Annotated in this window: 17 protein-coding genes; 12 read left to right on the forward strand and 5 right to left on the reverse strand. The window is 68.1% G+C overall.

The annotated features are described in order from the left end of the window. Positions 1 to 63 precede the first annotated feature (63 nt). Entirely contained in the window at positions 64 to 2,451 is a 2,388-nt protein-coding gene (locus tag FHT19_RS05760) for a patatin-like protein (RefSeq protein WP_169474252.1), read from the reverse strand. A 202-nt stretch (positions 2,452 to 2,653) separates the two neighbouring features. Here FHT19_RS05760 and FHT19_RS05765 point away from each other — a divergent pair, with 202 nt between their 5' ends. The 4 genes from FHT19_RS05765 to FHT19_RS05780 are packed head-to-tail and all read left to right on the forward strand — an operon-like array spanning position 2,654 to position 9,137. Beyond that, positions 2,654 to 4,039 (forward strand): TIGR03013 family XrtA/PEP-CTERM system glycosyltransferase, encoded by a 1,386-nt coding sequence (locus FHT19_RS05765; RefSeq protein WP_169474253.1) that lies wholly within the window; start codon positions 2,654 to 2,656, stop codon positions 4,037 to 4,039. Further along, complete coding sequence (prsK, locus tag FHT19_RS05770) at positions 4,029 to 6,194, forward strand: XrtA/PEP-CTERM system histidine kinase PrsK (RefSeq protein ID WP_248290281.1); 2,166 nt, start codon at positions 4,029 to 4,031, stop codon at positions 6,192 to 6,194. The genes FHT19_RS05765 and prsK overlap by 11 nt, the downstream gene beginning before the upstream one ends. After that, a complete protein-coding gene (prsR, locus tag FHT19_RS05775) occupies positions 6,194 to 7,558 on the forward strand; it encodes a PEP-CTERM-box response regulator transcription factor (RefSeq protein WP_168555487.1) in 1,365 nt (454 codons plus the stop codon). The genes prsK and prsR overlap by 1 nt, the downstream gene beginning before the upstream one ends. Then, positions 7,551 to 9,137, forward strand: a complete 1,587-nt coding sequence (locus tag FHT19_RS05780) for a tetratricopeptide repeat protein (protein WP_169474254.1) — start codon at positions 7,551 to 7,553, stop codon at positions 9,135 to 9,137. The genes prsR and FHT19_RS05780 overlap by 8 nt, the downstream gene beginning before the upstream one ends. Before the next feature lie 93 nt (positions 9,138 to 9,230). Here the strand turns inward: FHT19_RS05780 and panB are convergent, their stop codons facing one another. Next, positions 9,231 to 10,100 (reverse strand): 3-methyl-2-oxobutanoate hydroxymethyltransferase, encoded by an 870-nt coding sequence (panB, locus tag FHT19_RS05785; protein ID WP_169474255.1) that lies wholly within the window; start codon positions 10,098 to 10,100, stop codon positions 9,231 to 9,233. A 216-nt stretch (positions 10,101 to 10,316) separates the two neighbouring features. Here panB and FHT19_RS05790 point away from each other — a divergent pair, with 216 nt between their 5' ends. Beyond that, the gene (locus tag FHT19_RS05790) at positions 10,317 to 11,837 is read left to right on the forward strand and encodes an amino acid permease (protein WP_168554657.1); all 1,521 of its coding nucleotides are present in this window, start codon (positions 10,317 to 10,319) and stop codon (positions 11,835 to 11,837) included. Positions 11,838 to 11,921: 84 nt separating this feature from the next. On the opposite strand, the gene FHT19_RS05795 is transcribed toward FHT19_RS05790, so the two are convergent. After that, entirely contained in the window at positions 11,922 to 12,404 is a 483-nt protein-coding gene (locus FHT19_RS05795) for a pyridoxamine 5'-phosphate oxidase family protein (RefSeq protein ID WP_168554658.1), read from the reverse strand. 25 nt (positions 12,405 to 12,429) lie between these two features. Continuing rightward, on the reverse strand, positions 12,430 to 13,323 hold the full coding sequence (locus tag FHT19_RS05800) for an alpha/beta hydrolase (protein WP_169474256.1): 894 nt from the start codon (positions 13,321 to 13,323) through the stop codon (positions 12,430 to 12,432). Between the two features lie 125 nt (positions 13,324 to 13,448). Here FHT19_RS05800 and FHT19_RS05805 point away from each other — a divergent pair, with 125 nt between their 5' ends. Together FHT19_RS05805 and FHT19_RS05810 are read left to right on the forward strand one after the other, a co-directional pair. After that, positions 13,449 to 14,696, forward strand: a complete 1,248-nt coding sequence (locus tag FHT19_RS05805; RefSeq protein WP_169474257.1) for a putative DNA modification/repair radical SAM protein — start codon at positions 13,449 to 13,451, stop codon at positions 14,694 to 14,696. 9 nt (positions 14,697 to 14,705) lie between these two features. Beyond that, on the forward strand, positions 14,706 to 16,088 hold the full coding sequence (locus tag FHT19_RS05810; RefSeq protein ID WP_248290282.1) for a UdgX family uracil-DNA binding protein: 1,383 nt from the start codon (positions 14,706 to 14,708) through the stop codon (positions 16,086 to 16,088). 130 nt (positions 16,089 to 16,218) lie between these two features. On the opposite strand, the gene FHT19_RS05815 is transcribed toward FHT19_RS05810, so the two are convergent. Beyond that, the gene (locus tag FHT19_RS05815) at positions 16,219 to 18,933 is read right to left on the reverse strand and encodes a hypothetical protein (protein ID WP_169474259.1); all 2,715 of its coding nucleotides are present in this window, start codon (positions 18,931 to 18,933) and stop codon (positions 16,219 to 16,221) included. A gap of 71 nt (positions 18,934 to 19,004) precedes the next feature. On the opposite strand from FHT19_RS05815, the gene FHT19_RS05820 reads away from it, so the two are divergent. The 5 genes from FHT19_RS05820 to FHT19_RS05840 all read left to right on the forward strand — a co-directional run bounded on the left by FHT19_RS05820 (position 19,005) and on the right by FHT19_RS05840 (position 23,690). Continuing rightward, positions 19,005 to 19,340: an Hpt domain-containing protein gene (locus FHT19_RS05820; protein WP_169474260.1), complete on the forward strand. Its 336-nt coding sequence runs from the start codon at positions 19,005 to 19,007 to the stop codon at positions 19,338 to 19,340. A 105-nt stretch (positions 19,341 to 19,445) separates the two neighbouring features. After that, positions 19,446 to 20,690, forward strand: a complete 1,245-nt coding sequence (locus tag FHT19_RS05825) for a hypothetical protein (protein ID WP_246865889.1) — start codon at positions 19,446 to 19,448, stop codon at positions 20,688 to 20,690. Between the two features lie 10 nt (positions 20,691 to 20,700). Next, positions 20,701 to 21,681 carry a hypothetical protein gene (locus FHT19_RS05830; RefSeq protein ID WP_169474261.1) on the forward strand — a complete coding sequence of 327 codons (981 nt, stop codon included), beginning with the start codon at positions 20,701 to 20,703 and terminating at the stop codon, positions 21,679 to 21,681. A 2-nt stretch (positions 21,682 to 21,683) separates the two neighbouring features. Further along, positions 21,684 to 23,132 carry a HAMP domain-containing sensor histidine kinase gene (locus FHT19_RS05835; RefSeq protein ID WP_169474262.1) on the forward strand — a complete coding sequence of 483 codons (1,449 nt, stop codon included), beginning with the start codon at positions 21,684 to 21,686 and terminating at the stop codon, positions 23,130 to 23,132. A 150-nt stretch (positions 23,133 to 23,282) separates the two neighbouring features. Then, on the forward strand, positions 23,283 to 23,690 hold the full coding sequence (locus FHT19_RS05840) for a hypothetical protein (RefSeq protein ID WP_168554666.1): 408 nt from the start codon (positions 23,283 to 23,285) through the stop codon (positions 23,688 to 23,690). The last annotated feature ends 40 nt before the right edge of the window (positions 23,691 to 23,730 follow it).

The raw sequence follows: 23,730 nt of genomic DNA on the forward strand, positions 1-23,730 counted from the left end.
GGTCGGGTAAACTCCAACACTACCCCAGCCCCCTCCTCTGAAGAGGAGGGGGCTTTTCTGCCTTTACTCCCCCTCCTCTTCAGAGGAGGGGGTCGGGGGGTGGTGGAACCCTGGCTCCCCCGTTGCAAACCGCGCCTCAACCTCCCCGCGAATCCCCGGCACCAACCCCCGCTCGGCTCGCAACCTCGGCTCTTCCTCATCCAGGATCGCCAGAAAGGCATCGCGCTTGAAGCCGTCCACCAGCGCGGGATCGAGCGGATCGTCCAGTGTCGAACAGACCATGTCGATCAGCCGCTCTGCGCCGTTGAGGCGACCCCACAAGTAGTCGTTCTCGCGCCAGGCACGACTGAAGAAGGCGCCAAAGTGGGTGAAGGCAATGCCCTTGAGGCAGGCGCGCGTGCCGCCATCGCGGATCGCGGTGGCGTCTTCGGGTGAAATGCGGTCCACTTTGACCGGATCGAATTCGCCCAGGCCATCGCCCTGGAAGAGCGGCAGCGTGGCCACGTCATAAAACGGAAAGCCCAGATAGGCGTGGAGGAAACGGCGGCGCAGCGCCTTGTCCATCGCGCCCAGTGCATGGACGAACATGCCATCCACTTCATCGTCCAGCCGCGCCAGATCGCGACGGGCGGCAATGGCCGCCAGCACCGCGCCGGGGTCTTCGCGCACCACGGCGGCGCTGGCGGCAAAGCCGGGGCCCAGCCCGTGCAGGCTGGCGCGCGCCTGGTACAGCGCCTGCGCGCGATAGACCACGTCGCGCGCCGCCTCGCGCGCGGCGGGCGCGATCTCGGCCGCCTCGTCCCAATCGGTGGTCAGCCGCCGGGCCAGCAGTTTCAGGCGGCGGATGCGAAATGACAGGTCGTGCGCGCGGAAAAAGGCAATGGCCGGGGTCGTTGCGCCGCCGCCTCGCGCGCTCAGGTTGTCCAGCCCCTGCTGCGCCAGGTGATGCCACAGGGCTTCTTCCACCCCGGCGTTGTCGTCGGCGGGCAGGGCCTGGGTGATCAACTCGGCCAGATCGGCCACGATTCCCGCCAGCTTGACCTGCGCATAGCCGTGAAAGGCATAGCCGGCCTGCTGGGCGGCGGCCTGCTGCGCCCGTGCGCGCCAGCCGATCAGCCGCTTGGGATTGGGCCAATCGAAGAACAGCGTGTGGCCGAACAGGCGCGCCACGGTATCCTCGATCTCGCCCTGCAGCGAATCGACGATGGCGCGCAGCCGCAGCCGCTCGCGCGATTGCCGTTCCAGCGCTTCCAGGTTGTCGCGGATCGGCTGCTCGCGGGGGATTGTGGAAAGCGCGCCAAAGATGGCAGAAAGAAAGCCAACCGGCGCGGCGGGCTGCGGCCCTTGCGCCGGGGCATGCGGCGCGGGATCGAGATAGACGAAGCGCCGGTCCACTTCGCGCCGGGAGGGCCGGCTGCCCAGCGCCGCCATCGCGGGCGCAAACGGCCGGTTGACCAAGACCGCCCCATCGACAAGCGCGGCCTGGTCCAGCGTCCCGCGCCGCCAACGCTGCGGCATGATGCGCTGCAGGAAAGCCGATCGGCTCGGCCAGGCCTCGCCCCGCTCGGCCGCCAGCATGTCGATCTCGGCCAGGGTCAGCGGCGGAAAGGCGCCGGGAAAACTCGCCGTCGCGCGCGCGGCCATGACCAGTTCGGGCACCGGCGCCAGGCCTTCGCCGGTATGCGCGCGCGCTTCGGCGCGAAAGCCGATGGCCAGGCGGTGTTCGTTTTCCTCCACCACTGGCGGGCTGTTGAGCCGCAGCGGGGCAGGGTGCCCGGCAAAATCGGTGGCCGTCACCATCAGGTCGATCGGGTGACCCGGCGGCAAGAGCGGCGCGGCATTGCCGCTGCGCGCCATCGCATCGAGTGCCTCGGCCAGCAGGCGGGAAAAGCCGATGCCGCTGAACGGCGGGGCAAACCAGCGCGCACGGATCAGCCGCGAAACCTTGCGGCGCACTTCCCCGCGCGTTTCAGGCCCCACTTCCTGTGCCAGTTCGCCGCCGCTGCGGCGCAAGGCGGGCCAGCGCAGCACGGCCCAGACAAGCGGCTGCGCCCAGAACTTGGCAAAGCGCCCCCACGGCCGCGCATCGGGATCAAGCAGCACGTCGCTGTCGGCCCGCGCCAGCCACAGCCGGGTCAGTGGCTCCAGGCTTTGCCCGGTGACCAGGGCCTGGGCCAGGAACACCGCGTTGATGCCTCCGGCACTGGCGCCGGAAAGAATGTCGACCAGCACGCGCAATCGCTGCCCGCGCTGGGCGTGGATGGTGTCGAGCAGCCGCATCCACACGTCTTCGATGCCGGGCTTGGGCGTCACCATCGGCAGGCCCTTGGCATGCACCGCGCAACTCGCGCGCGAGAGGTGCCACAACTCCTTGGTAACCCCATGCATATAGACCGCCAGGCTGATGCCGCCGGTGGAAACAAGGGCCAGGCGCAGTTCTTTCTGCCGCATGCGCGCCAGCATGGCAGGGATTGACGCACTCGGCCAGTAGGGAGGAGAGGCTGTAAGCCAAGCCGACGTTGTTAACCGTGACTTGTCAGATTCACCGACAATTTACCCACGCGGGCTTATGCCCCTGCTAACGATACGCCCGTTCACGCAATGCCAGTCAACGAAGCGCCCATGCCGGGCACAGTGGGATACCCTTGGCCTGATGATCCGCCTGTTCAAACACTATATCCCCAATGCCGTTTTCCTGCTGGGAATGATCGATTTCTGGCTGCTGATCCTGGCGGGTGAACTGGGCTGGATGGTGCGTGCGCACCAGATCGGCATCGATGTGGGCAGCCCGGCCGACCGGGTCCTGCCGCTGCTCACCTTTGCCGTGCTGGTGCACACCGCGATGGTTTCGGTGGGCGTCTATGGCTCCGATGCGCTGCGCTCGATGCGCTACGCCACGGCGCGGCTGATGGTGGCCGTCAGCCTTGGGATCATCGCGCTATCGGTTGTCTATTTCCTCATCCCGGGGCACACGCTGTGGCGCTCCAACCTGTTCTACGCCATGGTCATCTCGCTGGTGCTGCTGGTGGGCGTGCGCCTGGTGCTGGGCGGGTTTCTAGGCACCGCCGCGTTTCGCCGCCGCGTGCTGGTGCTGGGCGCCGGCAACCGCGCCGACCGGCTGCGCAAGCTGGGCGAGCGGCCCGAATCCGGCTTCGTCATCGTTGGCTATGTGGCGATGAGCGGCCAGCCCCCCGTGGTGGAAGAGGCGATCAGCCGTGACGCACTGCCCAATCTCACCCGCTTTGTCGAAAACCTGGGCGTGAGCGAAGTGGTCCTGGCGCTGGAGGAGCGGCGCAACGCCCTGCCGCTCAAGGACCTCCTGCGGATCAAGACCACCGGCGTCCACGTGAATGATTTCTCCACTTTCGTGGAGCGCGAGACCGGCCGCGTCGATCTCGATACGGTCAATCCCAGCTGGCTGATCTTTTCCGACGGATTTTCCTCTGGCCGGATGCTGTCGGGCGCGATCAAGCGGGCGTTCGATATCTGCGCCAGCGTGATTCTGCTGGCGCTTACCGCTCCGATCATCGTGCTGTTCGCGATCCTGGTAAAGCTCGACAGCAAGGGCCCGGCGTTCTTTCGGCAGACCCGCGTGGGTCTTTATGGCGAGACGTTCAATCTCATCAAGCTGCGCTCCATGCGCACCGATGCCGAAGTGGATGGCGCGCAATGGGCCGCCAAGAACGACCCGCGCGTTACCCGCATCGGCCGCCTGATCCGCAAGCTGCGCATCGACGAACTGCCCCAGACCTGGACCGTGCTCAAGGGCCAGATGAGCTTCGTGGGCCCGCGTCCCGAACGGCCCGAATTCGTGTCCGACCTGGAAGAGCACCTGCCCTATTATGCCGAGCGGCACATGGTGAAGCCCGGCATCACCGGGTGGGCGCAGATCAACTATCCCTATGGCGCCTCGATCGAAGATGCGCGGCACAAGCTGGAATACGATCTCTATTACGCCAAGAACTACACCCCCTTCCTCGACCTGCTGATCCTGCTGCAGACCCTGCGCGTGGTGCTGTGGCACGAAGGTGCGCGCTGAGGGGCTGCGCACGATGCTCGCCCCGGTGGGATGGATAGGGCTGGGCCAATGGGTCTTCGTGCTGGCGGCGTTCGGCGCGCTGGTGCTGGGCATGTGGCAGGTGGAACGGCAGCGGCGGGGCAAGCCGGTCAGCCGCGCCGCCGTGGGGGCCGTGCTGGTCAGTGCCGTCTGGGCGCTGCTCCAGGCTGCGCTCACCCCGGGCGATCCGCTGGCGCTGATGGCCGACGTGGCACGCAACCTGGCCTGGCTGCTGGTGGTCTATGCCCTGTTCGCGCGCGACGGGCGGCACGAATCGGTTGCGCCGGTGCGCCCGGTGCTGGTGGTGCTGGCCGTGGTGGAACTGCTGCAACTGGCGCTGATGGTGCTCGATTGGCGGTTCCGCATGGTTGCGCCGGCCGTGGCGATGATCTTCCAGATTTCGGTCATGCTGCGCCTGCTGGTCATCACCGGCGCGCTGGTCCTGGTGCACAATCTCTATGCAGGGGCCATGACCGCCCAGCGCGCGGCGGTGCGGTGGACCTGCGCGGCGCTGGCCCTGATCTGGGGCTACGATCTCAATTTCTATACCATCGCCTATCTGGTGCGCGGCACGCCGGCCGAACTCGTCGCCCTGCGTGCGCTCGCGGCGCTGCTCGGCGTGGTGCTGCTGGCCACCGGCGCGGCGCGAGAGCGCGCAACGGGGCGTTTTTCCCCCTCGCGCGCGGTGGCGTTCCAGTCGCTCTCGCTGCTGGTGATCGGTGGGTACATGCTGGTCATGGTGGGCGTGGCGCAGTCCGTTGCCTGGGCAGGGGGCAATGCCACCATGCTCACGCAACTGGGCTTTGTCTTTGCCACCACGGTGCTGGTGCTGGCGCTGATGCCCTCGGGACGGCTGCGCAGCTGGCTCAACGTGATGGTGTCCAAGCACTTTTTCCAGCACCGCTATGACTATCGCGCCGAATGGCTGCGGTTTACCAACACCATCGGGCGCGGCGGCGCGCGGGTGGGCGCCGATGGCGGCGCCGATGCCGTGCCCTTGCACGCCCGTGTGGTCCAGGCCGTGGCCGATATCACCGACAGTGCGCGCGGCGCGCTGCTGGTTCCGGCCGACGGTGGCGAGCTGGTCCTGGCTGCCCGCTGGCAATGGGCCACGCTCGATGTGCCGGCGCAAGCGATGGACGCGGCCGGCGCGGCCTTTTTCGAACGCGGTGGCTTCATCGTCGATCTCGACGAAGTGCGCGGCGGGATCGACCACCAGGGGGAGGCCGCCGTCACCCCGGCGTGGATGATCGCCGAAGAGTCGATCTGGGCGCTCGTCCCGCTGCTCCACTTCGATCGGCTGGTTGGCCTTGTCGTGCTGGGTCGCCCGGCCGTGGCGCGCAAGCTCGATTGGGAGGATTTCGATCTGCTGCGCGTGGTCGGCCACCAGCTCGCCAGCTATATCGCCGAAAGCAACGGGCAGCTTGCCCTGCTCGAAGCCAGCCGGTTCGATGAATTCAACCGCCGCATCGCCTTCGTGATGCACGATATCAAGAACCTGGCGAGCCAGCTTGGCCTGCTGGCGCGCAACGCGCAGCGCCATGCCGACAATCCCGAATTCCGCAAGGACATGCTCGTCACGCTGAGCAATTCGGCCGACAAGCTCAATGCCCTGCTGGCCCGCCTTTCGCGCTACGGCGCGGGCAATGTCGAGCAGCTTTCCCCGGTCGATGCCGGGGCCGTGGCGCAGGCGCTGGCCGCGCGCTGGCCCCAGGTGGCCGGCCACGCCCACGTGGCGCTGGTAGAGGCCGATCCTTGCGTGATCATGGCCCATCGCGAAACGCTGGACCAGGTTCTGGCCCATCTCGTGCAGAATGCCGTCGATGCCAGCCCGCCCGCGCGCACCGTGGTGATGCAGGTGCGCAGCGAAGGCCTGCACGGCTGCATCGACGTGATCGACACCGGCAGCGGAATGAGCGCCGAATTCGTGCGCAATGGCCTGTTCAAGCCATTTGTTTCCACCAAGCCGGGCGGCTTTGGCATCGGCGCGTTCGAAGCGCGTGAACTGGTCCGCGCGATGCGGGGCCGGCTCGATGTGGAAAGCCGGGAAGGGCTGGGCAGCCGCTTTTCCGTGCGCCTGCCGCTGGCCAGCACCGCCGCCCTGTCTAATCCGGACTCCCAGCAGGACATTGCATGATGACCGATTCCCGCCCCAAGCTGCTTATCGTGGAAGACGATCCGGGGCTTCAGGCCCAGCTCAAATGGGCCTACGAGGATTTCGAGGTGTTCATCGCCGGTGATCGCGCCACTGCGCTCACGTTGCTGCGCGCCGAGGAGCCGGCGGTCGTCACGCTCGATCTGGGCCTGCCGCCCGATCCCGACGGGGTGAGCGAGGGGTTTGCCGTGCTGGATGCGATCATGGCGATCAAGCCCGATACCAAGGTCATCGTCGCATCGGGCCATGGCGCGCGCGAATCCGCGCTGCGTGCCGTGGCGCAAGGCGCCTATGACTTCTATCCCAAGCCGGTGGATATCGATGCGCTGGGCCTGATCGTGCGCCGCGCGCTGCACCTGCACCGGATCGAGGCGGAAAACCGCACGCTCGCCACCCGCGCCCCGGCCGATAACCGCGTGCTGGGCAACATGATCACGGCCGCGCCGGAAATGGTGAAAGTGGCCCGCACGATCGAACGGGTGGCCAACACCAATGTCTCGGTCATGCTGTTGGGCGCCAGCGGCACTGGCAAGGAATTGCTGGCGCGCGGTTTGCACGAGGCGTCGGGCCGGGCCAGCGGTGCGTTCGTGGCGATCAACTGCGCCGCGATCCCGGAAAACCTGCTGGAAAGCGAGCTGTTCGGCCACGAGAAGGGCGCCTTCACCGGCGCGGTCAAGACCACCGAGGGCAAGATCGAGCAGGCCAGTGGCGGTACGCTGTTCCTCGATGAAGTGGGCGACATTCCGCTCCAGCTTCAGGTCAAGCTGCTGCGCTTCCTGCAGGAACGCACGATCGAGCGGATTGGCGGGCGGCGCTCCATCGCGGTGGACACGCGCATCGTCTGTGCCACGCACCAGAACCTGGAAGCGATGATCGCCGACGGGCGCTTTCGCGAAGACCTGTGGTATCGCCTCGCCGAAATCGTGGTGAAGATCCCTGGCCTGGCGCAGCGGCCAGGCGATGCCACTTTGCTGGCCAAGGCGTTTCTCACCCGGTTTGCCGCGCAGATGAACCCGGCGGTCAAGGGCTTTGCCCCCGATGCCCTGGCTGCCATCGATGGCTGGGGCTGGCCGGGCAACGTGCGCGAGCTGGAAAACCGGGTGAAGCGCGCGGTGATCATGGCCGATGGCAAGCTGGTGGCGGCCGCCGATCTCGATCTGCCCAATCCCGATGCGGCGGCGGACAATCCGCTCAATCTCAAGGCCGTGCGCGAGGCAGCCGATCGCAAGGCGATCCGCCATGCCCTGGCGCGCAGCGAAGGCAACATTTCCAGCACGGCGCGCCTGCTCGGGATCAGCCGGCCCACGCTCTATGACCTGCTCAAGCAGTATGACATGCATGGGTGATCGCGCCCGCGCCTTGCTAGCGCCCCTGCTCGGGCTGCTGCTGGCGCTGGTGCCGGTGGGGCAGGCGGTGGCCGATGGACCCCCGCTCGATGCCGTGCGGGCCAAGGCGCGCGCGGCCCTGGCGCGGCGTGACCCGATCTCTGCCGAAGTGGCCCTGCGCGAGGCGCTGCGCCATGGCGCCCCGGCCGATGCCCTGCGTGCCGATCTGGCCGCCGCGCTGCTGGCGCGCGGGGCGCGGGGGGATGCCCATCTCCTGCTTGATGGCGGCGCTGCCTTCACGCCCGATACGGCGGCTCTGGGTTGGCGCATGCGCGGCGAATTGGCCCTGGCCGATGGGCGCTTGCCCGACGCTGGCAAGGCTTTCGACCAGGCCTTGCGCCTGGCCCCGGCCGACGCAGACCTGTGGGTGTCGATCGCCCGCCTGCGCTTTGCCGGCGGGGAACAGGCCCAGGCGGTGGAAGCCGCCACGCGCGCCGTCGCGCTGGCGCCGCAGAACCCCCACGCCCTGGTGCTGCGCGGCATGCTGGTGCGCGAACAGTTCGGGCTGCGCGCCGCGCTGCCGTGGTTCGAACAGGGCCTGGCGATTCGGCCCCAGGATCCCGACCTGCTGGCCGAATATGCCGCCACGCTGGGCGACATGGGCCAGGCCCGCGCCATGCTGGTGGTGGTGCGCAAGCTGGCCGAGGTCGATCCCGGCAATGTTCGCGCGCTCTATTTCCAGGCGGTGATCGCCGCGCGCGCCGGGCAGACCGATCTGGCCCGCAGCATCCTGCAACGCACCGGCACCGCGCTGCGCGACATGCCCGCCGCCATGCTCCTGGGCGGCGTGCTGGAATTCCGGGCCGGCAATTTCAGCGTCGCGTCAGGCCTGCTGGCGCGGCTGGTGCGGCTGCAACCCGATAATCTCCAGGCCCAGCAGTTGCTGGCCCGCGCGATTGCGCGCGAGGGCGATGTGCGCCAGGTGGCGTGGCGCTGGGACGGCGTGGCGCGCCAGCCTTTCGCGCCGCCCTATCTCCAGGCGGTGGTGGCGCGCGCCTGGCAAAGGCTGGGCCAGCCGCGCCGGGCGCAGGGCTTGCTGGCGCCAGAGGCAAAGTCGCGCCCATTTGTTGCCATTCCGCCCGACTTGCCGCTCGGGGCGCTCGCCCTGCGCTATCAGGACGGGCCCAACTTCGCCGTGCTGGCCGTTCCCTATGCGCGCGGCCTGCTCGCCGCCCGGCAGTTCGACCAGGCTCGTGACGTGGCAGACCGCCTGCGCGCCGCCAATCCCGGCGCGGCCGAAGCCTGGCTTCTGGCGGGCGACACGCGCATGATGGCAGGCGACGCGCGCGGCGCGCTGACGCAATACGAAAACGCCGCCGCCATCCGTTTCAACGAACCCGTCCTGCGCCGCATGGACGCCGCACTGCGCGCGGCCGGGCGCGGCCGGGACGCCGACGCCATGACCGCGCGCTACCTGGTGCAAAACCCCGCCAGCCTCACCGCCATGCGCCTGCTCGCCACGGCATGGGCGGGCGAGGGGCGCCAGGCGGAAGCCCAGGCGATGGCCCAGGCGCTAAGGGCGCGCGATCAGGTGCTATGAGGTTCAACTCCCCTTCGTTTTCAGAGGAGGGGGGCTAACCCTCGTGCCGTTCGGGCTGAGCGTGTGGACGCTCCCCGCCGCCAAACGCAACCCTCACTTTGGCTGATAGGTCTGCTCCACGCCCGGAAACGCACGGGCCCGCACTTCCTGGGCATAGCGGGCAGCCGCTTCCTCGATGGTCGTCGCCACTTCGGCATAGCGCTTCACGAAGCGCGGCACGCGCTCGAACATGCCCAGCATGTCTTCGGTCACCAGAACCTGCCCGTCGCACTGCGCCGATCCACCGATGCCGATCACCGGGCAGGGAACGGCCTGCGTAATTGCGATCGCCAGTGGCTCCACCACCCCTTCGGCCACGATGGCAAAGGCGCCCGCATCGGCCAGGGCGCGCGCATCGGCCAGGATCTTGTCGGCTTCGGCCTGGCTACGGCCGCGCGCGCCATAGCCGCCCAGCACGTTGACCGCCTGCGGCGTCAGCCCCACATGGCCCATCACCGGAATGCCGCGCGCGGTGAGGAACGCGACCGTCTCGGCCATGGCCGCGCCGCCTTCCAGTTTCACCCCGGCGCAGCCGGTGTCCTTGAGCAGGCGCGCTGCCGCCTCGAACGCTTGGGCTGGCGAGGCTTCATAGCTGCCGAACGGCATGTCCACGATGACCACCGCGTGATACGAGCCGCGCACCACCGCCGCGCCGTGGGCCGCCATCATGTCCAGCGTCACCGGCACGCTCGATGGCAGGCCATAGATCACCTGGCCCAGCGAATCCCCTACCAGCAGCAGGTCGCAATGCGCGTCGAGCAGTTGCGCCTGGCGCGCGGTATAGGCGGTCAGCATCACGATCGGCTCTGCCGTATGGCCATCGACCTTGCGCTGGCGGATGGTGGGCACCGAAAGCCGCTTCATCGGCGCGGGCGTGGGATGCGCGCGGCTGGTCGCGGTATCGAGCTGAAACGTCGTGGACATGGCTGCCATTTCCCCGAAAAAGCCGGTCAGGTAAGGCGCTCGCCTCTATAGCATGGGGAAAAACCCGCAAGGGCGGGCCTCTTGCCGGCACGAGATGAAAAAAGCCTCTTTGACAAGGCAGGGGTTGCCGCTAGCGTTGCGGCCCATGACCTGGTTACCGGTGCAACGTCTTGGCGTGGGGGTTCCCGCCGCACCGGTCCAAGGCGGGAGATTTCAATGTTTGGACGCGTCAAACCACTCGACGCTATTCTGGCGACAGCCGAAAAGAAATCGCTGCACCGCTCGCTCGGTGCCTTCCAACTGACCATGCTGGGCGTCGGCGCCGTGATCGGCACCGGCATTTTCGTGCTCACGGCCGAAGCCGCGCAAAAGGCCGGGCCGGGCATGATGATCAGCTTCATCATCGCCGGCTTCGTCTGCGCCGTAGCCGCGCTGTGTTACGCCGAAATGGCAGCCATGGTGCCGGTTTCGGGATCTGCCTATACCTACAGCTATGCCGTGATGGGCGAACTCGTCGCCTGGATGGTGGGCTGGGCGCTGATCCTGGAATACGCGATTGCCGCCGGGGCCGTGTCCGTCGGTTGGTCGGGCTATATGATCGGCTTTGTCCAGAACAGCCTGCATATAACCGTGCCCCTGGAATTCGTGCGCGGGCCGTTCGATGGCGGGTTGATCAACCTGCCGGCCATGGCCATCGCGGCGGTGATCACTGGGCTGCTGGTGCTGGGCACCAAGGAAAGCGCCACGGTCAACGCGGTGCTCGTGGCGATCAAGATCGTCGCCTTGTCGCTGTTCATCGTCCTGACCATCCCGATGCTCAAGGCCGGCAATTTCGAACCGTTCGCGCCGCTCGGCTTCACCGGCATCTCGGGTGCGGCCGCGTCGATCTTCTTTGCCTACGTGGGGTTTGACGCAGTTTCGACGGCTGCGGAAGAAACCAAGAATCCCCAGCGCAACATGCCGATCGGCCTGATCGGCAGCCTGGCGATCTGTACCGTGTTCTACATGCTGGTGGCGGCCGGCGTGATCGGCACGGTTGGCGCGCAGCCGGTGTTCGGTCCGGGCCACGAAGCTCTTTCGCCCGGCTCGCACGATCTTTCGCAGGCGTGCAAGGCCATTGCCGACAATGCCGTGGTCTGCTCCAAGGAAGCCCTGGCGTGGACGCTGCGTTCGGTTGGCCATCCGATGGTGGGCTGGCTGGTCGGCCTTGCCGCCATCCTTGCGCTGCCCTCGGTCATTCTCATGATGATGTTCGGCCAGACCCGCATCTTCTTCGTGATGAGCCGCGACGGCCTGCTCCCGGAATTCTTTTCCAAGGTGCACCCGCGCTTCCACACGCCGCACGTGATCACGCTGATTACGGGCGTGTTCGTGGCGCTGTTTGCCGCGTTCTTCCCGGTGGGCCTGCTGGCCGACGTGTCGAACTCGGGCACGCTGTTTGCTTTTGCGGCCGTGTCGATCGCCGTGCTCGTGCTGCGCCGTACCGACCCGTCGCGCAAGCGCCCGTTCCGCACCCCGGCCGTGACCGTGGTTGCACCCATCTCGATCCTGGGCTGCCTCTATCTGTTCGGCAGCCTTTCGGCCGCCACGATCCAGCTCTTCGTGGGCTGGGCCGCGATCGGCCTGGTCGTCTACTACGCCTATAGCCGCAACCGCAGCCATGTGGGCCGCGGCCTCACCGAAGTGCACGAGGCCGATGCCGATCTGCCGCCCAGCTCGGTGCCGCCGATCGACTGACGCTTCTGCCTGTCAAACAGCAAAAGGCCGCCGTTTCCCCAAGGGAAGCGGCGGCCTTCGCTTATTGGAACGGTTTCGTTCTATTTAAAGGCCGGTCTCGGCATAGCCGCCCTTGAGGCTGTCTCCGATCGGCAGGCCCAGCGCCATCTTGACCACGCCGACGACGCCGACTTCGCCCGACCAGATTGCCGCTTCGCCCAAGTCCATGCGCAGGAACAGCAGGTTGGGGTCCGTCTTGCCCTGGGGATACCAGGATTCGACCGTCTTGCTCCAATGCTGTTCCAGCACGGCCCGATCGGTTTCCTCAGTCAGCGCGCCGGAAAAGCGGGCGAACAGGTCGTGCCCCTTGGCGGCATAAGTTGCCGTTGCCCCGCCTTGCGCGGCAAAGCGATTGTCGCGCGTGGTGAAGAACCAGATCGCGTGGTTGGCATGCTTGTCCAACTGCGCTGTCATCGGAGCCGCGCTTTCCGGATCGGCATCCAGTTGCAGCATGACAAAAGGCGAATGGTCCAGTGCCTTCCAGAACTTTTCCTTGAGTTCGGTGGGATTGCCTTGGTCGTAATGCATCAATTCTCTCCTGCTCAAGGGCGTTTTACATCATCGGGTTGGCGAGCATTGCCGCCGGCAATGCGTCGATCACGGCCTCGCGATCCTCTGGCCGCTTGCCAGCCAGGAAATCGATGAGATCAGCGATCAGGCGATCGGTGGCCGTGGCAAACACGCCGTGCGGCGCGCCGGAATATTCCAGCAACGTGGCATGGGGCACCGCACGGGCCACGGCGCGCCCGGTTGCTTCGATCGGCACGGTCTTGTCCGACGTGCCATGGATGACCAGGGTGGGCACGGTGAAGCTGGGCAGGTCACCCCGGAAATCGGTGGTGGCAAAGGCATTGGCCGCAGTGAGGGTGGGCAGCAGGCCCGCTTGCATGGTGTGGTTCCACGAAAGCTTGAGCTGTTCGTCGCTCACCGGCTGGGTCAGTAGCCCAACGCCATAGAAATCCTTGAGGAACTGGGCCATGAACTTGGCACGGTCGGTCAGCATGCCATCGGTCATTTCGGCAAAGGTTTCCGCCGGCACGCCTTCGGGATTGTCGTCGGTCTTGGCCATGTAGGGCACGACCGAGGAAACCAGCGCCACCCGGTTGATGCCATCGGCGCCATGGCGCGAGAGATAACGGGCGATTTCGCCGCCACCCATGGAAAAGCCCACCAGCGCAGCCCCCGGCCGTGCTTCGGTCGCTTCCAGAACATCGGCCAGGTCATCGGCAAAGGTATTGTAATCATAGCCGTGGCCGGGCTGGTCAGACCGGCCGAACCCGCGCCGGTCATAAGCGATAGCACGATACCCGGCCTGGGCCAGGGCATGCATGACGGGGTCCCAGCTGTCCGAATTGAGCGGCCAGCCATGGATCAACACCACCGCAGGGCCTTGGCCCCACGACTTGACATAGAGCCGGGTGCCGTCGCGCGTTTCGATCTTGGGCATTGTCGGAAAACTCCGCAAAAAGTCTTCCCCCTCCGCGCCTATAACCGGCGCGAGGCCCGGTCCGTTCCAACCCATTGCCCAAAATGCCGCTGGCGCCGGTGCGATATGGAACGTATAAGGAACAAATGTCGCAACCTACGGTGATGGAACGTCTGGGCATCCTGGCCGATGCCGCCAAATACGATGCCAGTTGCGCGTCTTCGGGCACGGCCAAGCGCAACAGCGCGGGCGGCAAGGGCCTTGGCTCGACCGAGGGGATGGGCATCTGCCATGCCTATGCGCCCGATGGCCGGTGCATCTCGCTGCTCAAGATCCTGCTGACCAACCACTGCATTTTCGATTGCCACTATTGCGTCAATCGCAAGAGTTCCAACGTGCGTCGGGCGCGGTTCACCCCGCAGGAAGTGGCTGACCTGACCATCGCATTCTATCGCCGCAACTATATCGAGGGGCTGTTCCTGTCCTCGGGCATCGTGCGATCATCCAACCATACGATGGAGCAGTTGATCGAGGCGGCGCGGATCCTGCGCGAAGAGCACGAGTTTCGCGGCTATATCCACTTGAAGACGATCCCTGAAGCCGATGCCGAACTGGTCGCCCGTGCGGGGCTCTATGCCGATCGCGTCTCGATCAACGTCGAATTGCCCACCCAGGCGGGCCTGGCGCGGCTGGCGCCCGACAAGTCCACCCCGGTGATCGAAGGGGCGATGGCGCATATCGGCAGCGCGATCGTGGAAGCCAAGGACGCGCGCAAGCGGTTCCGCCACGCGCCGCGCTTTGCCCCCGCCGGGCAATCCACGCAGATGATCGTGGGCGCGGACCAGGCCAGCGACGCTGATATCGTCGGCCGCTCGGCCACGCTCTACAGCCGCTTTCGCCTGCGCCGCGTCTATTATTCGGCGTTCAGCCCGATCCCCGATGCCAGCGCGGTGCTTCCGTTGCAGCGCCCGCCGCTGATGCGCGAGCACCGGCTTTACCAGTCAGACTGGCTGATGCGCTTCTATGGCTATGCCCCGCACGAGGTGCAGCAGGCCGCCGGAGCAGACGGCATGCTGCCGCTCGATATCGATCCCAAGCTGGCCTGGGCGCTGCGCTTTCGCGAGTCTTTCCCGGTGGATGTGAACCGCGCCGGGCGCGAGGCGCTGCTGCGCGTGCCGGGGCTGGGCGTGCGCGCGGTCAATGCGCTGCTGGCCGCCCGCCGCCAGCGCCGGCTGCGCCTGGAAGACGTGGGCCGGCTCACCGTTTCGCTGGCCAAGGTGCGTCCGTTCATCGTCACCGCCGATTGGCGACCCACTCTGCTGGTCGACCGGGCTGACCTGCGCAGCCGCCTGGCGCCGCCCAAGGCCCAGCAGCTCGAACTGTTCGGGGCATGACCCTTGCGCGTGTGCCTGCCTGCCCCTGACGACACCGAGGCCTGGCGCGATGCGGCGCGCAGCCTGATCCTGGCCGGCGTGGCGCCAGACGACGTGGTGTGGGAAGAGCCGGGGCAGGGCACGGGTGACCTGTTTGCGCAAGGCCCCACGCCGATCCCGCCACCGCGCCCAGGCGCAGCGCCGGTGCGGGCCAGCAAGGCGTTCCTTGGTCTGGTGCGCGTGGCGCTGTTGCATCGCGCGCCGCAGCGGTTCGACCTGGCCTATCGCCTGCTCTGGCGCTTGCAGGATCGGCCCCGCGCGGCGCAGGACGCGGCCGACCCGCTGGTGCGGCGCCTGGACCAGCTGGCGCGCCCGGTGCGCCGCGACATTCACAAGATGCGCGCCTTCCTGCGCTTTCGGGGCGTGGGCGATGGGCCAGGCCATGCCGAACGCTTCGTCGCCTGGTTCGAGCCGGACCATCACATCCTGCGCGCCAATGCCGGCTTTTTCGTGCGCCGCTTCGGCACGATGCGCTGGTCGATCCTGACGCCGGACGGTTCGCTGCACTGGAACGGTTCGGTGCTGGAAGAAGGGCCACCGGCCACGCGGCTCGACGCGCCCGGTGGCGACCCGCTGGAAGAGCTGTGGCGGACCTATTACGCCAACATCTTCAATCCGGCGCGGCTGAAAGTGGGCGCCATGCTCAAGGAGATGCCGCGCAAGTATTGGAAGAACATGCCCGAAGCGGCCCTGATCCCCGATCTGATCGCCGGTGCCCAGGCGCGCGAGGCGGCGATGGTCGATCTGGGCCGCCAGGATTTCGGGCCGGCGCCCGAAAGCCTGGCCGGTCTTGCCGATGGCATTGCGGCGTGCCGCCAGTGCGCCATCGGTTGCAACGGCACCCGCGCGGTGCCGGGCGAAGGCACCCGCCGCCGGGCCTTCATGATCGTGGGGGAGCAGCCGGGCGACAACGAGGAACGCGAAGGGCGCCCTTTCGTGGGCCCGGCCGGGCAAGTCCTGCGCGCGCAGCTCAAGCAGGCGGGCATCGATCCGGCGCAGGGCTGGCTGACCAACGCGGTGAAGCATTTCAAGCATGAACCCACCGGCAAACGGCGCCTGCACCAGACGCCGACAGCCGGCGAAATCGACACCTGCCGTTGGTGGCTGGATCGCGAGCGCAGCCTTGTTGCGCCGCGCCTGATCCTGGCCCTGGGCGCCAGCGCTGCCCGCGCCCTTATCGGCCGCACCGCCAGCGTGCAGCGCGAACGCGGGTTGCTGGCCCGGCAGGACGGGGCGGAAATCTGGCTGACCTGCCACCCCAGCTACCTGCTGCGCCTGGATGGCGCCGCGCGCGAGGCCGAGGAAGCGCGGTTCGCGGCCGATTTGCGGGGGTTTGCAGCGGCGTTGGCTTGAGGGTTCCACCACCCCCCAACCCCCTCCTCTAAAGAGGAGGGGGAGCTAACGAGCTGAAACAAAAGCCCCCTCCTCTTTAGAGGAGGGGGTTGGGGGTGGTGCGAAGCCTAACGCAAGCTCTCGCTCATGCTCACGCCCGCAGCCGCTCGATCCCCTGCGCCAGCGCGACATAGAGCTTGCCCATGTCGGACGAGAGCAGCGTCACGCCCAGGGCATTGCCATCGCGGGTGGATAGCAATTGGCGCAGCATGCCTTCGAAATCGTGGATATAGCGGTTCACGTGGCCACGAAACTCGGCGTCGCCGGCATAGTGCTGCTGCACGGCCTTGGCATCGGCGCTATCGAGCAGGCTGACCGCGCGTCGGGTGAAGATGCCGCGGTCGCCACGCAGATAGGAAGCCCAAGCGGTTTCCGAAACGTCGGCCGAAAGCGCCTGCGCAATGTCGATCGCGGCGGAATTGAGCGATTCGGTGATCAACGCGGTGCGGCGGGCAAAATCGTTGTCTACCTGCTCCTCGGCGCGCTCGCGGGCGCGCGCCACGCGATTTTCCAGGTTGGCGGCCAGTTCGTCCACCTTGGCCAACTGGTCGCGCATCTGCACGGCGCTGTCGCGGCTGGCGGCGGCGGCACTGTCGATCGCCTGTTCGAGCCGGGCGATCAATTCCGCCCCGCGCCCTTGCAGCACGCGCGCGATGGCGGCGTTGCCTTCATCGCCCAGGCGCGCGGCCAGGGCGTCGATCTCGGTGTGCAGCGTGCTGCCCATGGTTTCGCCGGCAGCGCGGGCTGCGGCGTTGAGCCGGTCGATCGCGGTGGCCATCGTGCCGGTCATGTCACCGGAAAGGGCCTCGGCCTCGCCACGCGCGGTTTCCAGGCTGGCGCGCAGTTCCTGCAACTGGGTGCGCTCGGCTTCGGCCTGCTCGGCAAAGGCCTGGTGCAGGCGGGCAACGTGGGCCAGCGTGGCGGCAATATCGGCGCTGGTGTCGCGCACGGTCTCGGCCAGGGCCGCGCCCTTGCTGCCAGCTTCGCCCAGGCCGGCGTGCAGCGCGGCCACGCGCTGGTCCAACTGGTCCAGCCCGGCCTCGCTGGCGCGCAGCACTTCGGGCAGTTCGGTGCGGCTGTGCTGGCCCGTCGCCTGGATCAGTTCGAGCAGGCGCACGGCGGCATCGGTGGTGCGCGCGATGTGATCGTCCTGCGCGGTCAGTTCGATGCCGGTTTCGGACAGGCGCGTGCGCAGCAGTGCCAGCGCGCGATCCACCGCCTGGGCCGTGGCATCGCCGGTGGCGGCCGATGCCGCCAGCGTTTCGGCCAGTTCGGCAGCGCGCGAGGCGGCGGTATCGCATTGCGCGGCCAGGCGCCGTGCCTCGTCCTGCTGGCGGTTGCGCTGGGTATCGAGCGCGCGGTCCAGATCGGCGAGCCTGTGGGCCAGCGTTTCGGTGGCTTCGTTGGCGGCGGCGGCCAGCGCGGTGCGGCGCTCGGCAATCGCGCGGTCGATTTCCACCATGCGGCGGGCGAGCGTCTCGCGCTGCTCGTCGGCGCCGGCGGCCAGGGTGGCGCGCCGTTCGGCCACGGCCGCGTCGATCGCCGCGCCTTCGCTATCGAGCGCGGCCACCAGGGTGCGGCTTTCCTCGGCAAACTGGGCGAGGCGGGCCTGCGCCTGTGCCTGGCTGCGATCCTGCGCCGCGGCCAATTCGTCCAGCGCAGCACGAAGGCTGCGCATCTGGGCTTCGCTGCGCGCCTGCCAGCTTGCCAGCGCGGCGCTTTCCTGCTCGGCCACCGCGGCACCCAGCGTGCTGCTGGCTTCCTGCAATGTCGCCAGCCGCTGTTCCAAGGCCGCCAGGCTTTCGCGCTCGGCGCGGGCGAGGGTGCGGCGCTGCTCCTCCAGGGTGTCGGCCAGCGCCTGGGCACGGGCGCGGATCGCGGCCAGCGCGGCATGCTCTTCCTGGTCCAGCGCGGCGCGGTGGCTGCCCACTTCCTCTTGCAGGGTGGCAAAGCGCGCCTCGGTCTGGCGGGCAAGGTCTGCCCCGGCAGCGTTCAATACGCCCAGCGCGGCCTGCACCTGCTCGCGCACGGTGCTGACCTGGCGTTCGCTGGCCAGGCCGAATTCATTCAGGCGCTGGAACCCTGCGACCATGTCTTCCAATTGCACGTGCGCATTGCGCCCGGCATTGGCGATGGAATTGGTCACGTCCTTGGCGCTGTTGGCGATCACGGGCAGCTGGCTGCGTAGCTTTTCCATGTTGTCCAGCGCATTGGCCGAAACGTCGGCAATCGCGTTTACTTGCGCGCCGTTGTCCTGGATCAGGCCGCGCAGGCTTTCCGCATGGGTGGAAAGCCGATCGGCCGCCATGCGGCCCAATGCGTCAAGGTCGCGTGCCTGGGCAGCGATGAAATCGCGGGCAAGGGCCAATTCGGTGTTGATCGTGCCGAGCCGGCCATGCAGCTGCGCCGATTCGCGCGAGAGACCGCTGGCAATGCTGGCAAAGCGCCGCGCCTCGCGCCCGCTGCCACGCTGCACCAGCAACAGTCCCACCAGCACGACGAGCACGGGGGCAGCCCACTGGCCGGTGGCCGAGGCCCAGGCCGCCGCGCTGTGCACGGCGATCAGGCCGGGCACGCTGGCCCATAGGTAGAACCCCGTCCACACGGCGATCAGCGCGCCGGCCAAGGCCAGCGGCCAAGGCGTTGGAGCGGCGGGCGCATCATCCTCGACATCGTCTTCGGATTGGGGTGCAAGTTCTGGCAATAACAGGGAACCTTCCGCGTGTTCGCGATCCAGCGCCAGGCCTTTCCCGCCGGATTCCGGCTGGTTGGCTTCGATCGGAATGATCCGTGGTCCCCCGTTCATGGCGGGCTTGTATCACGGAAAAGGCCACCGGTTAAACCCGCCTTAAGCCCTGATGCGACACTATCAACAGCATGGCCTATCTTGGTGACCCGATCGATGCCCAGCTGGCGGCCGTGGCCGGCAGCGATCCCGCGCTGTTCGTGGAACTGCGCAGCGCGTTTCTTGACAGCGCGCAGCGCCAGCTTGATCTGATGCGCCGGTCGCGGTGCGACGGAAACTGGTCGATGGCCGGCATGCGGCTCAAGGGTCTGGCGGCATCGTTCCATGCCGAGGGACTGATGGCCCTGGCCGAGCAGGCCCTGGCCGGGGCGCCGGGCGATCCGGCGGTGCTGCGGCGCATTGCCGCCTGGCTCGACGATTTTCGCGCCGGACCCGACATTCTGCCCGAGGGCGGCCAGCCGGCCTGAACGGCGACGCTGCCGGGCTTAACGGATTGCCGCACGTCGGCGCCGGACGGGCGCTTGGCATGTCGGGGCTGGCGCCCTACCATGCGGCGATCAGGAGGCATTCACTTGCGGGTCGCGCTCATTTCGTTGATGGAAAACATGCCGGTCGATCTGACGGGCGAGGGGGCCGGCCAGCCGGGCGGAAACCCCGGTTTCCTGCCGATCGCCGGCCACAGTATCGCCCGCCACCAGCTTGGCCTGGCCCTGGCGCTGGGCGCCACGCGAATCGTCGTCCATGCCGAAATGCTCTCGGCCGAGATCGTGGAGATCCAGCACGTCGCCGAACAGCGGGGTGCCCGCTTTCACGTGATCACCGCCGCCCGCGCCCTGGTGCCGCTGGTTTCGGCCGAGGACGAACTCTTTGCCTTTGCCGAAGGGTTCCTGGCGATGCCCGAGGACGCGCGCCGCATCCTGGACGAGGCGCCCGGCGTGCTGGCCCTGCCGGTGGAAGCGGGCGTTGCCGCCGGGTTCGAGCGGATCGACATCAACCACGCCTGGGCGGGTGCCTTGCGGATGCCCGGGCGCGTGGTTGCCGGGTTGGGCGATCTGCCGCCCGAATGGAATCCGGTGGCGGCGCTCCTGCGCCTTGCCACCCAGGCGCGCTTGCCATTGCGCAACGTCCCCCAGGCCTTGCTCGATACCGGGCGCTGGCGCCTGGTACGGGGCGAGGCCGATGCCCATGCCGCCGAAAACGATTGGCTGGCCCAGCATACTGCTGCCAGCCACGTCCGCTCTCCGGGTGAATGGCTGGCGGTGCAGGCCGTGCGGCGCGCCGGCCCGGCGCTGCTCCATGCGCGCACGCGGCCCTGGGTGGTGGCGATGGCGGCGCTGTTGCTGGTGTTCCTGGCGCTGGGCGCTGGGTGGTGGGGGCGCGCGGGCCTTTCCTTTGCCCTGCTCGGCCTGGGCTGGGTGGTGTTGCAGACCGCGCGGCTGCTGGCCAAGGTGGAGGAGGATTCGCTGCTGGAGCCGGCCGGCCACTTGCGCGGCGTGGCGATGTTCGGCCCGCTGCTCGATGCCGCGCTGGTCGCCACGTGTGCCTGGCGCGTCGCCGGCAGTGCCACGGCGCAGACGGCGTGGTTTCCGCCGCTCGTGCTGGTGCTGATCCTGTGGCTGTTCCCCGCGATCCTGCGCGATTTCCGCTGGACGACCTGGCTGTGCGACCGTCTGCTGGTGGCGCTGGCCTTGCTGGTGGTGGGCCTGTTCATGCCGCTGGAAACCGGGTTGCGCCTGATCGTTCTCGCCCTGCTTGCAACGGCTCTGGCACAGGCGCATGGTCTGTTTCCTAACCGCTTGCTAACCAATGGAACCTAGAACCACGGGCATGCAAAACCCTGCGCCCTATTCCCTTGGCGACGATGCCTGGTTCGCAGCCGGCTTGGCGCGCGCGTCTGCCGCGCTCGACAGCACGGCCCCGATCCTGCGCCATCTCGTGCTGGGGGAAGAGCGCGAAGTGTTTGGCGACGCGGTGATTGCCCATGTGCGCGGGATGGTGGACGACGTTGCCCGCCAGCTTGCCGTCGCGCTGGCCCAGGCCGGTGGTGCCGACGCTGGTGCCGCGCCCGATGTCGATGACGTGGCGGGATTTTCCGGCCTGCTTTGTGCCAACGGGGCGTTCCTTGCGGCTGTTCACGGCCAGGCGCTGGAATGGCAGATGGCCTGCCGGCTCGAGCAGGCGCACGGCGTGGACATGATCGTGCCGCCCTTGATCCAAGCGGCCATGGCCGCCGCCGACCACCCCGTCGAAGATGGTTCAGGCCAGCAGGGCGACCGGGCTGCCCTGGCCATGGCCGTGCTGGTGGCGCAGGCGCGGTTCTGCCAGGCGCAGCGGCGCATGGCTTTGCCGCTCGACGAATTGCCCCAGGATCTGCTGCGGATCGCATTGGGCACGCTGCATGCCCGCGCCCACGACGATGCCGAGGCGCAGAGCCGCGCGATCATTGCCGAGCGGTCGCTGCGCTTGCGCTTCGATGCCGAACGCGGCCGGCTGGCCCTGCTGCGCCGGCTGGTCGATGCCTTGCCCGATCCGGCTGCGGCGCTCGATCCGCTGCACGCCGGCCCGGCGCTGTTCCTGACGGCGCTGGCCCGCGCCATGGGCGCCCCGCGCGAGGATGCCGCGCTGCTGGCCGCGCCGGCCCAGGTCGCACGCCTGGCCCTGGTCCTGCGTGCAGCGGGGCTTGATGGCGATGCCGTGCGCGCGCACGTGGCGGTGTTCCATCCCGAGGCGCTTGTTCCTGCGAGCCTGGCAGCGCTGGCCCCCCAGGCGGCCGTGGCGCGGCTGGCGCAAGCCGGGCTGGGCACCTGACCTTGGCCGCGGCCGATCCGATCCGCGCCCGGTGCGATGCGGGCGACCAACTGGTTGCGGCCGACGAGGCACTGGCCCGCTTGCAGGCTGCTGCCGGTGGCACCCTGCCGGGCTTGCTCGCCATTCCCGCCCTTCTTGCCCTGGTGCGCCAGGTGCGCGCCACCGGCCTGGCCCAGGCGCGGCCGATCCTGGCGATGGACGGCGAATGCCCCATCGCGTTTCAGGCGCGCGCCGTGCCCGATGGCGACAGCATCGATCTTGTCCTGCGCGATTGGCGCCGCGCGCCCGCGCCGGATGCGGGCCTGCCACCGGCCGATGACGCCGCGCTGTGGCATCATCTAGCACAAGGACACGTGCTGCTCGATGCGCAGCAACGCGTGATCGCGGCCGATTGCCAAGCGCCAGACCTGGTCGAACTGGCCACCGATCTTGCCGGCGCCACCGGCCGGCATTGGACCGCCTGCGCGGCCCTGTCGCTCGGCCTGGGTGAAGATGGCCGGGACGGCGGCCGGAATGGCGGTCGTCCGGGCCGGGTCGACATGGCCCGGCTGCACTGGCGCCTGTTGGACGACATGGTGGTTGACGTGGCCGGATCGCCGCGCCGCTGGCGTGTGCGCCTCTTGCCCAGGGTGGGAAGCGGGTTCGACCTGCTGCTGCTGCCCGAAACGATCCTGGCCCTGCCGGCCGATCCGGCGCTGCTGCCCCAGGCCGAACCGGCGCCAGCGGGGGCCGGCGCCGCCCTGCCGCCCTGGACCGGCTTTCTCGGGAGAGATCTTGCCCCGGCGCTGCGCCAGCCGATCAGCCGGATCATCGCCAATGCTGAAACCATCCGTAGCCGCCTGGCCGGGCCGCTGGCCGATGCCTATGGCAACTATGCCGCCGATATCGCCGAGGCGGGGCGGCATCTGCTGGGCCTGGTGGAGGATCTGGCAGACCTCGACGCGGTGGAAGCCCCCGGCTTTGCCCCCGCGCCCGACCATATCGACCTGGCCGATTGCGCACGCCGCGCCGCTGGCATCCTCTCGGTCCGCGCGCGCGAGCGCGGGATCGTGCTGGCCCTGCCGGAAGAGGATTGCCATGCCCCGGCCATTGGCGAATTCCGCCGCGTGCTCCAGGTGCTGCTCAACCTGCTCAGCAATGCGATCCGCTATACCCCGGCACAGGCCACGGTCACGCTGGCCTGCGGGGTGGAAGGCGCCACCGCCTGGATCGCGGTGGAAGACCACGGCGAAGGGCTGACTGCCGAGCAGGCGTCGCGGGTGTTCGAGAAGTTCGAAAGACTGGGGCGCAGCGGCGACGGGGGCTCTGGCCTGGGCCTCTATATCTCGCGCCGCCTTGCCCGCGCCATGGCGGGAGACCTGACCGTTTCCAGCACGCCGGGGGCAGGGGCGCGCTTCATGCTCACGCTGCCGGCCGACGTGCCGAGTGCCGGGATCGTCAACGCGCGCTGAACCGCGCCATCCCGACCCCGCCTGTCCGAACGTGAACGGCAGATTTGCCGGCCATTCCAACCACATTCAGATCGCAACCGGTAAGCCTGCTGCCGTTGGGGACCACCTGGCGTCTTTCTGGAAAGGTTCGCGATGATCAGGATGATGGTAATGGCCGGCTTGGCCGGCGCATTGGTGGCCAGCCCGGCGCTGGCCCAGGCAGTAGATCCCAACCAGCCCTTCAACGACGGGTCGGCCGCAGCATCGGTGTCGTCGCCGCCGGGCGTGGTCGCGCCCGGCTATGATCCCGGCACGCGCGCCGCCAATGTCGACATGGGACAGGCTCTGGCTGCGGACATGGCCAGCGTTCAGGCCCGGCAGCACGCCGAATTGCAGCGGTACCACCAGGCCCTGAAGGGCCGCGCGCAGACGATCGCGATGATCCGCACCACGCAGGCGCGGCGCGAAGCAGCCTATGGGCGCGCGATGGATGCCTGGCATGCGCAAGTCGCAGCCTGCCAGGATGGGAACCGGCAGGCCTGCCTGGCGCCCACGCCCGATCCCGCCGCGTTCGAATGAGCAGCGCCTTGGGGATTGGATAATGCAATGAAGTGAGGCG

The sequence above is a fragment of the Novosphingobium sp. SG919 genome (assembly GCF_012932495.1).
Lineage (GTDB): Bacteria > Pseudomonadota > Alphaproteobacteria > Sphingomonadales > Sphingomonadaceae > Novosphingobium > Novosphingobium rhizosphaerae.